Origin of the sequence: Pseudarthrobacter sp. PS3-L1, from assembly GCF_030063285.1 — a bacterium.
Classification (GTDB): domain Bacteria; phylum Actinomycetota; class Actinomycetes; order Actinomycetales; family Micrococcaceae; genus Arthrobacter.
The window spans coordinates 174,932-189,646 of record NZ_JASISU010000003.1 but is presented as its reverse complement, the minus strand read 5'-3'; the positions used below and the strand labels follow the sequence as shown (position 1 = coordinate 189,646).

12 protein-coding genes are annotated in these 14,715 nt (G+C 63.9%); 7 read left to right on the top strand and 5 right to left on the bottom strand.

The annotated features are described in order from the left end of the window. The first annotated feature begins 21 nt into the window (after positions 1–21). Positions 22–828: an IclR family transcriptional regulator gene (locus QMG79_RS08715; RefSeq protein WP_283538201.1), complete on the top strand. Its 807-nt coding sequence runs from the start codon at positions 22–24 to the stop codon at positions 826–828. Between the two features lie 94 nt (positions 829–922). Here the strand turns inward: QMG79_RS08715 and nadE are convergent, their stop codons facing one another. The 3 genes from nadE to QMG79_RS08700 all read right to left on the bottom strand — a co-directional run bounded on the left by nadE (position 923) and on the right by QMG79_RS08700 (position 3,688). Then, complete coding sequence (gene nadE / locus QMG79_RS08710) at positions 923–1,744, bottom strand: NAD(+) synthase (protein WP_283538200.1); 822 nt, start codon at positions 1,742–1,744, stop codon at positions 923–925. Between the two features lie 58 nt (positions 1,745–1,802). After that, positions 1,803–2,636 carry a formate/nitrite transporter family protein gene (locus QMG79_RS08705; RefSeq protein WP_283538199.1) on the bottom strand — a complete coding sequence of 278 codons (834 nt, stop codon included), beginning with the start codon at positions 2,634–2,636 and terminating at the stop codon, positions 1,803–1,805. A 122-nt stretch (positions 2,637–2,758) separates the two neighbouring features. Then, positions 2,759–3,688 (bottom strand): DMT family transporter, encoded by a 930-nt coding sequence (locus QMG79_RS08700; protein WP_283538198.1) that lies wholly within the window; start codon positions 3,686–3,688, stop codon positions 2,759–2,761. 72 nt (positions 3,689–3,760) lie between these two features. Between QMG79_RS08700 and QMG79_RS08695 the strand changes: the two genes are divergently transcribed. Then, positions 3,761–4,678 (top strand): LysR family transcriptional regulator, encoded by a 918-nt coding sequence (locus QMG79_RS08695; RefSeq protein ID WP_283538197.1) that lies wholly within the window; start codon positions 3,761–3,763, stop codon positions 4,676–4,678. Between the two features lie 70 nt (positions 4,679–4,748). Then, the gene (locus QMG79_RS08690; protein ID WP_283538196.1) at positions 4,749–7,028 is read left to right on the top strand and encodes a beta-glucosidase family protein; all 2,280 of its coding nucleotides are present in this window, start codon (positions 4,749–4,751) and stop codon (positions 7,026–7,028) included. A gap of 96 nt (positions 7,029–7,124) precedes the next feature. Here QMG79_RS08690 and QMG79_RS08685 read toward each other — a convergent pair whose 3' ends face one another. Then, positions 7,125–8,585: an MGDG synthase family glycosyltransferase gene (locus QMG79_RS08685; protein ID WP_283538195.1), complete on the bottom strand. Its 1,461-nt coding sequence runs from the start codon at positions 8,583–8,585 to the stop codon at positions 7,125–7,127. Between the two features lie 54 nt (positions 8,586–8,639). Then, entirely contained in the window at positions 8,640–9,671 is a 1,032-nt protein-coding gene (locus QMG79_RS08680; protein WP_283538194.1) for a LacI family DNA-binding transcriptional regulator, read from the bottom strand. A gap of 219 nt (positions 9,672–9,890) precedes the next feature. Between QMG79_RS08680 and QMG79_RS08675 the strand changes: the two genes are divergently transcribed. Genes QMG79_RS08675 through QMG79_RS08660 form a run of 4 tightly spaced genes read left to right on the top strand, consistent with a single transcriptional unit; the run spans position 9,891 to position 14,684 of the window. Continuing rightward, on the top strand, positions 9,891–10,739 hold the full coding sequence (locus QMG79_RS08675) for a sugar phosphate isomerase/epimerase family protein (protein WP_283538193.1): 849 nt from the start codon (positions 9,891–9,893) through the stop codon (positions 10,737–10,739). Then, on the top strand, positions 10,736–11,899 hold the full coding sequence (locus QMG79_RS08670) for a Gfo/Idh/MocA family protein (protein ID WP_283538192.1): 1,164 nt from the start codon (positions 10,736–10,738) through the stop codon (positions 11,897–11,899). The genes QMG79_RS08675 and QMG79_RS08670 overlap by 4 nt, the downstream gene beginning before the upstream one ends. Then, the gene (gene uxaC / locus QMG79_RS08665; RefSeq protein WP_283538191.1) at positions 11,896–13,296 is read left to right on the top strand and encodes a glucuronate isomerase; all 1,401 of its coding nucleotides are present in this window, start codon (positions 11,896–11,898) and stop codon (positions 13,294–13,296) included. The genes QMG79_RS08670 and uxaC overlap by 4 nt, the downstream gene beginning before the upstream one ends. Then, positions 13,293–14,684 (top strand): mannitol dehydrogenase family protein, encoded by a 1,392-nt coding sequence (locus QMG79_RS08660; RefSeq protein ID WP_283538190.1) that lies wholly within the window; start codon positions 13,293–13,295, stop codon positions 14,682–14,684. Before uxaC ends, QMG79_RS08660 begins: the two co-directional genes overlap by 4 nt. Positions 14,685–14,715: the final 31 nt, after the last annotated feature.

Here is a 14,715-nt window from a genome sequence, read left to right as displayed (position 1 = left end):
GCGAGCCTGGGGGACCGAATCGTGACGGCTGTAGAAGAGTTGGCGGGCGACGCCGGGCCTTCAGGGGATACCCGGATGGTCAAGTCTGCCGAACGCACCATCGCAATCCTTGAGCTGTTGGCTGCCGCGCCCCAGCCGTTGACCACCGCTGAGATTTTCAAGCAGACAGGGTATCCGCGGTCCAGCCTGCACTGGCTGCTGCTGACCCTGCTGGAGCTCAACTGGATTGAACAGTCAGCGGATGGCGCCTACCGGATCGGAACGCACGCGCTGCTCTGCGGGACCGCGTACCTGGACCGTGATCCGGTGATGGAGCACGTCGCGGGGATTCTTGAAAAGGTCCGCAACGCGACCACCTTCACCACGCACTATGCCCGCTTGGACAGATCCGATGTCATTTATCTCGCCACCCGGCAGGCTGTGGACCGACGTCGGCTTTCCTCCCGGGTAGGCCGCAAGCTCCCTGCCCAGACAACGGCGCTGGGGAAGGCGATCCTTGCTGAACTCACTGATAGTGAAGTGCAGGAGCGGCTTGGCCCTGGCCCCTACCCTGGGCTGACGCCAAACACCGTCAAGGATTTTGCTTCCCTCCAGCATGAGTTGGCCGAGTTCCGGCGTACGGGCCACTCGCTGGAACGCGAACAGAACACGGTGGGGCTGTGTTGTGTGAGCGTTGTGGTGCCGTACAGGATTCCCGGGACGGACGCGATCAGCTGCTCGATTCCCACGGAACTGGCAACCGAAGACGTGCTCAAGGAGACGGTGGCAGCGCTGGAGTCGGCGGCATCGGAACTGGCTAGGACACTTCGCGTTGCAGGAATCAGGTAGCCCCCCAACCAGCTAGCGCCCGCTCTTCCGACGGGCAGTCACAACGTCACATCGCGCTCCCCGGTCGGGCGGGGGCAGGTGGGGAGGGCCAGCGCTACTTCCACCACGTGTCGAAGATGGTAACCGGGACGGTGCGCTTGTGCCGGGTCCGCAGGTACTTTTGTTCGATGACCTCGGCCGCGGCCTGATCGATCTCGCGACCTTCCAGGTAATCGTCGATCTGGTCGTAGGTGATGCCCAGTTCATCCTCATCAGTTCGCCCTGGAGTGCCGTCGAGGAGATCGGCAGTTGGCGCCTTCTCCCAGACGCGGGCCGGGGCGCCTAGCTCTGCCAGAAGGGCCCGGTTTTGGCGCTTGTTCAGGCCAAAAAGCGGCAGGATATCCGCGCCGCCGTCGCCAAACTTGGTGAAGAATCCCGTGACGGACTCTGCGCCGTGATCCGTGCCGAGCACCAGGTAGTTATGCTCGCCCGCCAGGGAGTATTGGGCGATCATGCGGGCGCGGGCCTTGACGTTGCCCTTGTTGAAGTCGGAAATGGGGCTGCCGGTGGTCTTGGCAAATTCTGCCTCGAACGCATCAACAGCTGGCGCAACATTAAACGTCCACTCCTTCTGCGGTCTGATGAACGTGAGAGCGGCCTGGGCATCGTCTTCGTCGTGCTGTACTCCGTAGGGAAGACGAACCGCCACAAAAGTGGCATCGACGCCCTCGGCCTTCAGTTCCTCAACCGCCAACTGCGCCAAGCGGCCGGCCAGCGAGGAATCCACACCGCCGGAGATGCCCAGGACAAAACCCTTTGTATGGGTGGCCTGCAGGTATTCCTTCAAAAAAGTTACCCGCTGGCGGACCTCCCCAGCCGGATCGATCCGGGGCACTGTGCCCATTTCCTCAATGATCTTTGCCTGAAGTTCTCGCATACTTCAAGGATAGTCAGGGCTGTCAACGGCGGCCACAGTGGTCTTGTCGCCACCGAGGTCATCTGGCCGCGCTGGGATCCTCCGGCGCGGCGTCGCGCCGCTCCTGAATCAGGGCGTTGTTACGCAGCAGTCGCAGCGCCGTGACCAGCAGCAGTCCGCCGAGCATGTTGAAGATCAAGGTGTAGGCAAACCAGCCGATCCAGTCTGCGTACGTGACGGCAACGCCCGCGTGGATTGCGCCGAAGATCAGCAGAGAGTCCAGGATCGAGTGGAATAGCTGCAGGCCAGCGAGGAGGAATCCACCGGCGACGGCGGCAATAATCTTGGCCGGATCCGAGTCCGTGCCGTGCTGCATGCGCGTCATCAAGGTGATGGTGCTGCCACCCAGGACGGCCAGGGCAACTGATTGCCAGGTAAATCCAGCGTCCACAAAGTGCTGGGCCGCGTCCGCCAGTTCTGGCTTCCACTGCGGGAACGCCGCAACAACAATCCACATGAACAGCCAACCACCCACGAGGTTCATCACCAGTGTGCCGCTCCACAGCTTCATGAGCTGGCCAAGGGTGGCTTCCTTGGCCGCGACCGCCGTGATGGGGACGAGGAAGCCCTCGGTGAAGAGTTCGCTCTTGGCCAGCAGCAGGGCGATGAAGCCGATGCCGAACGCCAGGCCTGCGAGGAGGTGGTTCTGGGTTTCGTGCATGACTGCCAGATAGGCCATCACACCCAGGCCAACCTCCACTCCGCCGAAGAATCCGGTGATCGCGACTGTTGGCCATGATCTGGCCAGTCGTTCAGCGCCTTCCTCGACGATGCGGTCAAAAGACTCGGCGAGCTCGTCCTCTACAGGGGCCCTTTTGCTTCCGAGCTGCCGTCGGCGTTCTTCGCTACTCATGGTCTTCAGCGCTTTCGTGAGGTCTGTGCAGTGGACGGAAATACCCCTGGCGGAACTCTACTCTGCACTGAGCATCTGCAGGCGCTGATGCGCTGGGGTCCTGCCGCGGGCCATCGCCGAATTCATCTTCTGGTGGCAAATTCCACCTGTGTTGCTGTTCCGATGCGGTGGTTTTGTTCCACGGAGCGACCCCATGCAGTTCCGGCAAGAATCAGGGCAATACCGCAGTAGCCGAGGGGGCTGATGGAATCGCGGGCAAGGAAAATGCCGACCAACACTGCCCAGATTGGCTCTGTTCCGAGCAGCAGGCTGACCCTGGAGGGTGAGGTGCGCCGCACTGCCCAGGTCTGGATGAAAAAAGCGAAGACGGTGCAGATCAGCACAAGGTAGAGAAGAAGGGCTCCGCGCCCCAGGTCAAGGGTCGAAATATACGTTGGTAGCGGATCGCCGTACACCAGGGATGCCAGGGTGAAAACTGCTGCGCAGGTGGTGAGCTGCACAGTGGTGAGGTGGAACGAATCCATCGGCCGGGCGTGGCTGAGCCTGTGCATCGAGGTCACGTGAATGGCGCGGACGACGGCGGCAACAAGGATCAGGAGGTCGCCGAGGCTCGGTGGGTGGAAGGCGCCGTTGCTTGCCAGAAGTGCGACACCGATGACTGCGGTGCCGGCGGCAAGGAAGAATGTGCCCGGAAGCCGGCGGCCGGAGACTGCTGAATCAAGGATGGGCGTGAACACCATGGTTAGGCTGATGATGAGTCCGGCATTGGTTGCCGAAGTATGCGCGATTCCGAAAGTCTCGAAGACAAAGATGGTCGCCAGCAGGACCCCGAGGATGATTCCCACCCGGACTTCCGACGAGGTTGGACTGTTCCGGCGTGCAGCCATGATGAGGATCATCACGGCTGCCGAAAGGAGCATGCGGAGCGCCAGGAGTGCCATCACTGACTGTGGTGAAACCAGCTCTTTTGCAGCGAGGTACGTGGACCCCCATGACGCGGCGACAAGGAGCAGGAGCAGGTCGACACGGAGTCGGGAGATAAGGGCGATCACCAGTCCATCCTCCGGTTCACAATCCCGTAAGACAAGTGGCTGATTTATGGGTCAATGGTTTAGTTTGAACTTATGGAACTCGGCCAGCTTCGTGCGTTGCGGGAACTTGGCGAGCGGGGAAGCATCGCCGCAGTAGCAGCGGCCCTGCACGTCTCGTCGTCGTCCATTTCCCAGCAGATCAGTGCGTTGCAGCGGCACGCGGCGATCCCGTTGACCTTCCGGGACGGGCGTCGCACAGCGCTTACCGACGCCGGCAGGGAGTTGGCGGCTGCAGCCGTTGACGTTGAAGTGGCTCTTGAACGGGCCGAGCGGGCAGTGACGCGCTACCAGGGTGATGTTGCCGGCACCGTATCAGTCGCGGCGTTCCACAGCGCTGGCCTGGCGGTCTTTGGGCCACTTCTCTCTGCAATGAATGGCCCGGGACGGCCCCACCTCCAACTGAGTGATTTTGACGTTGCCCAGGAGAGCTTTCCCCAGCTCACCTCTGACCATGACCTTGTCCTTGCCCACAGGTTGATTGGCAGCCCGCCCTGGCCCACCGCCGTGCATGTAGAGCCACTGCTTTTTGAACCCCTGGACATTGCCGTCCGACGCGACCACAGGCTGGCCGCACTCGACGCTGTTGAGCCAGCCGACCTCCGCGGTGCATCGTGGGTTGCCGTCCAGGAAGGGTTCCCGCTGGCATATGCGATCACGGCAATTGCCGGTATCGGCGGAAATGAGGCGCGGATTGAGCATCGGATCAATGAATTTCGGGTGGCCGCGGCGGTCATTGCCGCCAGCGGCTGCATAGCTCTCATGCCGCGGTACACCACCGATCTTCGGGACCACCCGGACCTTATCCTCCGCCCATTGGCGCACCCTGGGCTTGGCCGTTACATCGATTGCCTGACCCGACCGGAAACCCGGGAGCGCGCCAATGTGAAAAGTGTCCTAGCGGCGGTGAAAACGATTGCGGCAGCCCTCACCGAGGGCCCGCACCACCTGTAGCAGGACCGGATAGTGGCGGTTGCATGCCGCCAGGCACCTGATTGGGCGTTCAGGGTGCAGACTTTAGTCCATGGAGACGGTTGCAGGGGACCAGGCTGCGCATGCGCCGCGGCAGCGGGGCGCCAGGATCCGGCGCGCGCTGAGGAGAACCATGACCACGGCGGATTCCGGCGCGTTTACCGAAGCGGTCCGTGCTGTCCGCGCCGGTGAGGTTGCTGCGGATCTCGCGGCAGGACAGCTGATCGGCCGGATGAGCGATCGGGAGCTTCTCGGACTGCTCGACGGTGACTCGCCCCGGCGGCTGCTGCCGTTCATTCCCGTGCTCCTGGGCCGGCGTCCATTTGTGGCGGGGGCGCTTCCGCGCCTCGGCATCCCAGGCATCCGTTTCAGCGACGGAACCCGCGGCGTCGTCATCGGCAGATCCACTGCCTTTCCTGTGACAATTGCCCGCGCTGCCACATGGGATCCCTCACTGGAAGAGCGCGTGGGGCGCGCAATAGGCCTGGAGACACGGGCGCGGGGCGCAAATTACTCCGCCTCGGTGTGCGTCAACCTGCTTCGCCATCCAGGGTGGGGCCGGGCCCAGGAATCCTACGGGGAGGATCCCGTGTTGACGGGCCAGATGGGCTCAGCGCTGACTCGCGGGGTGCGTGTGCACGTGATGGCGTGCGTAAAGCATTTCGCGCTCAATTCCATGGAAAACGAGCGATTCGAAGTCGACGTCGCAGTGGACGAGCATGCCCTGCATGAGGTGTACCTGCCGCACTTCAAAGCCGTTGTGGACGCCGGCGCCGATTCCGTGATGAGCGCCTACAACAAGGTTCGGGGCGAGTACATGGACCTCAATGGAGCTCTACTCACCGGCGTACTGCGGCACGAATGGGGTTTCGCCGGATTTGTGACCAGCGATTGGGTTTTTGGGACCCACGATTCCGTCGCCAGCCTTGAGGCAGGGATGGATGTGGAGATGCCGCTACGCCTGCTGCGCTCTCGAGACCTGCCCGCGGCCCTGCGAAAAGGTGATGTTGCGCGCGACACCGTGCTGCAGTCGGCGCATCGCATCCTGCGTACCAGCGTGCTCCATGCCGCCACCCGTGAGCTGGCGGAACCTGGGCCCGAGCGTATTGCCTCCCGCGCGCATCGGGAGCTGGCGTATCAGGCTGCCACTGAGTCGATGGTGTTGCTGAAGAACGATGTTGTCGGAACAGTGCCGCTGTTGCCGTTGGCTCCTGCACCTGGTCATCTCGCCGTGATCGGGCGGCTAGCGGAACGGGCCAATCTGGGCGACCACGGCTCCTCACGCGTGCGTCCGCCGTCAACTGTTTCCCCTGTGCAGGGACTGCGGGAAGCGCTGCCCGGGACTAGGATCACCACCATGACCGGTGAGGACGAAGCCGATGCTGTGGCTCTGGCAGCTGCGGCGGACACCGTGGTTGTTGTCGTCGGCCTTGACCAGCATGATGAGGGCGAGTCTGTCGTCACAGGTGGTGTTGACGTCGGTGTGCTGGGGCCGGCATTCGACTCCGGTCGCATGCGGCGCTCGCTGGTGGCCCTGGCTCATGTTGCGTCGCGGTTTGTCCGGGGCGGCGACCGCTCATCGCTGGAGTTGCGGCCCGCTGACGTGAGCCTGATTCACGCGGTTGTTGGCGCAAACGCGCGCACCGTCGTCGTCCTGGTGGGTGGCAGTGCGATCCTGACGGAAGCATGGCGGGGAAGCGTTGCGGCGCTGTTGCTTGCCTGGTATCCAGGAATGGAGGGTGGCCATGCCCTGGCGAGCGTGCTGACCGGCGCTGCGGAGCCCGGTGGGAGGCTGCCGTTTGTGCTGCCAACGGATGCCGCGCATCTGCCGCCTTTCGATAGCGCATCGAAGTCAGTGGTCTATGACGAATCGTGGGGTCAACGCAGGCTCGATGGGGCTGGGCATGTCCCCGCGTACCCTTTCGGGTTCGGTCTGGGGTACACGGAGATTGAGCACCGGCTGCTGGCCCATAGCTTTGACAGCACCGGCGGCATCGCGGACGTGCTGGTGACGAACATCGGGGACCGCGAAGGCTCTACCATCATCCAGGTGTATGCGGCGGATGTATCGCTTCGCAGGCCCGTCGCGCAGCTTCTGGGCTTCCAGAAGGTAAAACTGCGGCCCGGTGAGCAGGCACGCGTTCGGGTGTCCCTGGATCCGGGGCCCACGCTAGAGCGTGATCCAGCGACGAAGCGCTGGTCACCGCGCGGAGGCGACTGGGCAGTGCTTGCTGCCCAGCACAGCCCCGCAGACTGGGCTGGCGCGGTGCGGCTCTGGAGTACTGAAGAAGCGACTGGCGACGACGGTGCGCCGGACGCGGTGCTGGCCTGACGTTGTTCCTGGCCTGAATTTTCCCGCCCTGGCGTGTTCCGTTCACTGTGGGTGGCCGTTCTCGCCTCAGGTCCATGTGGCGTGTGGTGATCCCCCTCAGGGCAGGGCCGGTGGCGACGTCGAAAGCCCCTCGACGCGCACGGGCACTTCGCTGTCACCGCGGAGAATAGCGCGAAGAAAGCGCCGCGCCTCCCACCGCAGCAAGAAGGCGCCCTGGCCATTTCGGAGCACAAGGTCCCCGCTGGGTGTCGCATACCGCTGTTGCAGATCAGCCAGTTCCTCTTCGCGCAGCAGGGCGACAGTCCGGTCCGTGGCTTCGTCAACAAGACGGACCAAGGCGGTGGGTCCTGTCAGATCACTGGCAACGAGCAACCGCTGGCTTGCGTCAAGGATGGTCCTTTGCGCGGCACGGGTGACCACCAGGGGGCGGGACGGTCCGTCCAGCAGGCCGGCCAGGACGTCCACTGCTGCATTCGGGCGGCCAATTTTCTGCGCTGCCGCCTGCATGCGCTGCAGGCGGCCAGGTTCCCGCAGCACCTCGTCAATCTTCCAGCCGATCGTGGCGGGGGTGTTGCAGCGCACCGCTGCCCCCTGCTCCATCAGGTAGTCGCCGTTGCGGACCTCCTGGCCCGGAATTGGGTTCACCAGCACCATGGGAAGTCCCGCAGCCATGCACTCCGAGGCCGTCAACCCGCCTGGCTTCCCGACAAAAAGGTCCGCCTGATGCAGCAGCTGCGGCATCTCCTCGGTGAAGCCGAGCACGCGGAACCGGTTGGCCGCGGGCGTCACCAACCGCTCAATGCGCCGCCGAAGTTCCTTATTCTGCCCGCACACAACCGTCGCGGTGAAGGGGGACCGCATGTGCAGCATCTGGCGGACGACGGCGGCAGCGTAGTCGCCGCCTTTCGCACCTGCGGAGACCAACAGTTCGGGGGGCTCGCCGGCGTGGCGGGCGGATGCGGGGTGCTGCGTGGTCGTAATCGGTATCCCCGTCGCAGCAACGCGATCCGGCGGCAGACCCAGGGCGGTGAGTTCCACCCTGCCCTCCTCCCTGGCGACGAAGAGCGAGTGGAAGGCGCTTGTCAGCCAGAGCCCCTGGAAGTCGTAATCCGTGGTGACCACGGCAGTTTTGGCACTCACGGTACCCCGCAGGAGCAGCGAGGCAAGCAACTGGGCTGGCAGGAAGTGTGTGCATACAATCGCCGTCGGCCGGAATCGTTTGATGGCCCTGACTACCGGAAGGGCGTTCATTCGCGTCCAGGGATCGATCGGGCCGCGTCGCCGGAAGGGTGCGTCGCTGGCGTCGTAGCCCCACTCGATCAGCCAGGGGAGCCCCTCCACCAGAACAAAGTAGCCTTTCCCGAGGACATCGCGATAGAGCGAGCTGCTCACCTGGAGTACGTCCAGGACCAGAACCTCGACAACGTCGGGGCGGGCGGCACACGCCTGCTCCACCGCAGCGGCGGCGCTGTTATGACCAGACCCCACGCCGGCCGACAGGATCATGACACGCTCTTCCCCAGCGGAGTTGGATTTTCGTGCCGACGTCTTGCGCATGAACAGATGGTAGCGGACAGGCCTTCACGGCCGTGGCCTGTGCCCAGCCCAGGTTCAGACCTGCGGCACGCTGCCTGTTGATTCCCGAACCCGCAGATGGGTCGGCATCACAGCAACGCGACGCGTCCCCGCCGCCAGCGCGGGATTCAGCTGTGAGAGCAGCATTGTGACTGCAACGCGTCCGGCCTGCTCCGTGGGGCTTGCAATGGTGGTCAGGGGCGGGTGGCAGAAATCTGCGCCGAAAATGTCATCGCATCCCACGATGCTGATGTCTTTGGGAACCTGCACTCCGCGCGCGGCAAATCGCTGCAGCATGCCGATGGCCAGCAGGTCGTTAAAGACGATGCATGCGGTGGATCCCGTCCTCAGTGCCGCGTCAGCAGCGGCCGCCCCGGACGTGGTCTTGGGCGCGTAGGGGCCAATCCGGTGGGTCTGGAGTCCGCGCTGCTGGCTGTCCTCCTGAAAAGCCTTCCACCGCATCGAATCCGACCAGGAGTTTTGCGGCCCGCTGACGTAGCAGACTGTGCGGTGCCCCAGGGAAGCCAGATGCTCCATCGCCTGGATGGTTGCCGACGGCGTATCGATCACAACGGTGGGCGCCTCCGCTGATGCCCGGTTGAAGGTCACGAGCGGCTGGATTGCTGCTGCGGCGTTGAGTTGCTCATCGGTGAGCCTTGACGCGGCAAGAATGACGCCGTCGGCCGCGCGCTGCATGCTCCGCAGCGCATCGAGTTCCATCTCGGCAGATTCCTCTGTGTCGACCAGAAGCTGTGTGTAACCGGCTGCTTTGAGCTGGTGCTGGGTGCCCCTGATGATGTCGAAGTAGAAAGGATTGGTGATGTCCGGTACCAGGAGGGCGACAGCGTGCGTACGGCCTGAACTCAAGCCGCGAGCCTGCGAACTAGGCACATAGTCCAGGGCCTCGGCAGCTTCTACCACCCGAGCCCGCGTGAGGTGGTTGACCCGCCCCGGGTTCGAGAGGGCGCGGGAGACAGTCGACGTCGCCACGCCGGCGGCTGCCGCAACGTCCCGGATGGTGGCGGGGCGTGCCCGGTCCGTCGGTTCCGCCTTGTTGTGCGTGCTCACTGGTTCTCCTCCGGGACGGGCGGAACGTACTACTGCGAGGCTTCTGTTGCCGCACAACTAGTGCGATTCGACCATTTTTGGCAACAATTGGCAAACGCTTGCCAAGAATGTTGCCAGATTCCTAGACTTGGAGCCAGCGGCAAGGGCGCCTATCAGGTAGCCCCATCGGCAGCCGTTGTCCCATATCAGGTGGCCTGGCCGCCAAAGGAGTTGCTACGCATGGTTTCGGATACTTCAACACCCTGGCTCCTGTCAGGATTCGGAGACGAAATTGACGACGATCCTGCCATTCAGATGGCCGTCCTGCAAGCTTTGGGCGCCAACCACATAGAGGTCCGCAGCGCCTGGGGAACAAACATTGTGGAGATGTCTTCGGAGCAGCTGGAGAGCCTGAAAGTACTGCTGGATGGACATGCCATGAAGGCCTCGGCCATAGCCTCGCCTATCGGCAAGGTGGACGTGGGCCTTCCGGTGGAGCATGAACTTGAACGCCTGGACCGAGCCATCACAGCGGCCAAGGTACTGGGTACTGACTACATCAGGATCTTCTCTTTCTACTACCCGGCCGGGGCGACGCCGGAAAGCGTCCGCACCAACGTGCTGGAGCGGATGTCGGCCCTGGCTGCGAGGGCCCAGCAGGCCGGAGTGATCCTGCTGCACGAAAACGAAAAGGGCATCTATGGCGATACTCCAGACCGCGTCCTAGACATTATGGAATCGGTGTCGTCGCCGGCGCTGAAAGTGGCGTGGGACGCGGCGAACTTCGTCCAGGTGGGTGTCCGGCCGTTTGCCGAGGGGTACGCCAAGCTCCGTCCGTACCTGGAGTATCTCCAGATTAAGGACGCCCTTCTCAGTGACGGAAAAGTTGTGCCAGCCGGGGAAGGCGATGGTGATGTCCTGCAGACCATCCAGGCACTCCATGACGACGGCTTCACCGGCTTTGCCTCCCTGGAGCCGCACCTTACCGGCGCCCATGGCCTGGGCGGCTACTCAGGACCGGCGGCGTTCGGTATTGCCGCCCGTGCCTTTGCCGCGGTGACGGCGCAGGCCGGGGTGGCAATAGCATGAGCATCCGCGTTGCCATCACCGGCTGTGGAACCATCGGCAGGACCCACGCCGCAGCCCTGAACGAGTTCGAGGAAACCGAAATTACCGCGCTGGTTGATGCCTCAGCCGAGGCCGCCGAAACCCTTGCGGACTCCATCGAAAAGTCTGGCCGCACCCGGCCAGCCACGTTCACCAGCCAGGCTGAGGCATTCGCCGGTGCCGCCGTCGATCTCGTGGTGCTTGCCACCCCCAGCGGACTGCATATCGATCAGGGACTGGAAGTCCTGGCTGCCGGGAAGCACGTGGTCATTGAAAAGCCCCTGGACGTGGACCTCAGCCGCGCGCAGGAGATCGAGGCGGCAGCGCAGGTGGCCGCCGCACAGGGTCTGGTTGCCACAGTAATCAGCCAGCACCGCTTTGATGAAGCGAGTATTGCAGTGGCCAGCGCCGTCAGCGCAGGCAGGCTCGGCACACTTACCTCCGCTATCGCCTCCGTCGCCTGGTGGCGGAGTCAGGGATACTACGACTCCGGCGACTGGCGGGGGACGTGGGCCATGGACGGGGGCGGCGCCGTCATGAACCAGGGCGTCCACACCGTGGACCTGCTGCTGTGGTTCATGGGCCGGCCGGTAGAAATCAACGCCCGCACCGCAACGCTCGCCCATGCAGGCATCGAGGTCGAGGATACCGCCGTTGCCACAGTCACGTTCGGCAATGGCGGACTGGCTGTCCTGCACGCAACCACTGCCGCGTACCCGGGCCTGACAGTCCGGTTGCAGCTGATGGGGTCCCAGGGCTCAGCCGTGGTGGACAATGATCAGCTGCAGTATTTCCATGCCGCCGATCCTGGTGCTGAGGGCGAGTCCATGGGCCTGATGGGAGGTGGCAACCAGGCTGCAGAGGAAATAGCCAAGTTTCCTGCCGAAAGCCACACACCCGAGGACCCCACTGTGTATCCGGGGGGCCACGTGCGGCAGTACCGGGACATTCTGGGTGCCATCCGGGAAGGCCGTGCGGCGGGCGTCACCATCACCGACGCGGTCCATGCGTTGGCGGCCGTCCGAGCCGTCTATATTTCCGCGACCCTGAACCAGCCGGTGCTTTTCGACGACGTCCTTGCCGGAAAGTACAACGACCTGCAAGTACGCACCGGCACCGACGCCCCGGACGTACGCTCGTGACCGGGCAGCTGGCCGACCATCCAGACCGCCTGTTTCCGGCAGACCCCGGTACCAGGGACATTGCCCGCGCATTGCACGCCCGCGTGGCGGACCTGCCCATCATTTCCCCCCACGGCCATGTGGACGCGGCAGTGATCGCCCAGGACACGCCCTTCCCGGATCCTGCCGCACTGCTTGTCACACCGGACCATTACGTCACCCGCGCTATCCATGCTTCAGGGGTTCCCCTCGACAAACTGGGCCTGGGTCCCACTCCGGCCGCGGCCCGGGAAACCTGGCGGGCCTTTTGCGCAGCCTGGCCGCTTTATGAGGGCACTGCCTCGGGGTACTGGCTGCGGCAGGAATTCCAGCACGTGTTCGGCATTACCCAGGAGCCTTCCGCTGTCACTGCGGACAGCATCTATGACGAACTCTCCGAGACCCTCCTGGAACCCCGGTTCCGGCCGCGCGCGCTCATGAAGGAATTCAACATCGAGGTCCTGGCCACCACAGATGATCCGCTGGACTCCCTGGAACACCACGCGGCACTCACTGCCGATCCCACCTTTGCTACCCGTGTTGTACCAACCTTTCGCCCTGATGCCTACCTCAACATTGGACATGTCCAGTGGAAATCCAACGTGGAGCGCCTTCTGGCAAGCAACGGTGGCGCCAGCGGGTACGCGGCTTACCTTGCGGCACTGGAAGGACGACGCCGGCATTTTCTTGCACACGGAGCAGTCTCGTCAGATCACGGGGTCCGGACGCCCGCCACCGTAAAGCTTGATGTCGCCGATGCCACGCGTCTCTTCGACAAGGCCCAAACAGGGGAAGCATCTGCCGCTGACCGGGACGTTTTTGAGGCGCACATGCTGTACGAGATGGCACGGATGTCAGTGGACGATGGCCTGGTTATGACCGTCCACCCCGGTTCGTACCGTAACCACCACGGGCCAACGTTTGATGCCTACGGTCCGGACACCGGGCATGACATCCCCTTTGCTGTGGATTACACAGCTGCGATGGCACCCCTCCTGCAGGACTTCGGAACGGCCAAGGATTTTCACCTCGTGCTGTTCACGCTTGACGAGACAATCTTTTCGCGCGAGCTGGCGCCCCTGGCCGGCTTCTATCCCTCCGTCTACGTGGGCGCGCCGTGGTGGTTCCTGGACGCTCCGGATGCCATGTTGCGGTTCCGCTCCGCCGTGACGGAGACGGCAGGATTCTCCCGGACCTCAGGCTTCATCGATGACACCCGGGCCTTCTGCTCCATCCCGGCCAGGCATGACACGTCACGCCGGATCGAAGCTTCCTTCCTGGCACGGCTGGTCGCCGAGCACCGAATCAGCGAAGACCGTGCGCACCAACTGATTCTTGACGTGGTTGATGCTGCACCGCGGCGGGTGTTCAAGCTGTGAGCACCGCCACCACACCTCTCCTTACCCGCGGGGGCGGGCTCGCGGCGCCGGTCCGGATTGTCCACCTTGGCCTGGGTGCTTTCAGCCGGTCCCATATTGCCTGGTACACGGCGCACGCGTCCGATGCGGCAACGTGGGGGATCGCCGCCTTCACCGGCCGACGTCCCGACGCTGCTGTCCAGCTTCAGGCCCAGGGCGGGCTCTACACGGTGATCGAGCGTTCTTCGACCGCGGATTCCTTTGAGGTCATCGGCAGCATTGTCGAGGCAGTCGATGGCGCCGACGTCTCGCGTTTGAGGGAACTGCTTGCTGCCCGAACGACGTCGGTCCTGACCCTGACCATTACCGAGGCCGCCTATGCGACAGGACCCGATGCCGGGCATACCGCAGTGCCAGAGCAGCCCGTCACGCCGATGGGCCGGCTGACGTCCGCTCTGGCCGCGCGGCGCGACGCCGGATCGGGACCGCTGGCCGTCGTCAGTTGTGACAACCTGCCGGGCAACGGCGCTGTGGCGAGAACCGCCGTGCTGGATCTTGCCCATCGCTGGGACCCGCCTCTGGCAGCCTGGATCCAGGAAAACGTGAGCTTCGTGAGCACCTCGGTGGACCGGATCACCCCCCGATACCAACCCGAAGATACGACACTGGTCCAGTCCTCCTGCGGCTATACCGATGCCGTCCCCGTGGTTGCCGAACCATTCCACAGCTGGGTGCTGTGTGGAGACTTTCCTGCCGGCCGTCCTCGATGGGAAGCCGCAGGGGCAACATTCGTGGATGCCATTGAACCGTTTGAGAACCGCAAGCTGTGGCTCCTCAACGGCGCCCACTCCCTGCTGGCCTACACGGGGCTGCTCCGGGGCTGCTCCACGGTTGCCGACGCGCTCGCAGACCCATTCTGCAACCAGGCGATGGAGGATTTCTGGGCGGAGGCCTCGCTCCACCTTTCGGGCAACGAGCTGCATATTCCTGAGTACCTGGCTGCTTTGCGTGAACGGTTTGGCAATACCAGGATTGCCCACCACCTGGCGCAGATCGCGATGGATGGCAGCACGAAGGTCAGGCTCCGTGCCGTGCCGGTACTGCTCGCCGAACGGCAGGCTGGCCGGACTGGGCGGGGCGCGGCCACCATTCTGGCGGCGTGGGCAGCGTGCGTGGGATCGTCGACGCAGCTGCAGGATCCGCACACCAGCGCCCTTGCCCGAGCCGTGGAGGCCGAGGGTGCTGCCCAGACGGCGGCGTTGCTTGGCGTGATCGGCCCGGAACTGGCAGCTGATCCCCGCCTGGTTGCCGTGGTCCATGAACAGCGGTTGCGGATCGACGCGGGATCCCGGGACGCAGGTGGCAGTCCCACTGCCAGCCCGGCTGGCCCCGCCACTGGCACCCGCTGACGTCCTCACATCCACCATCACTTCCCGGAAA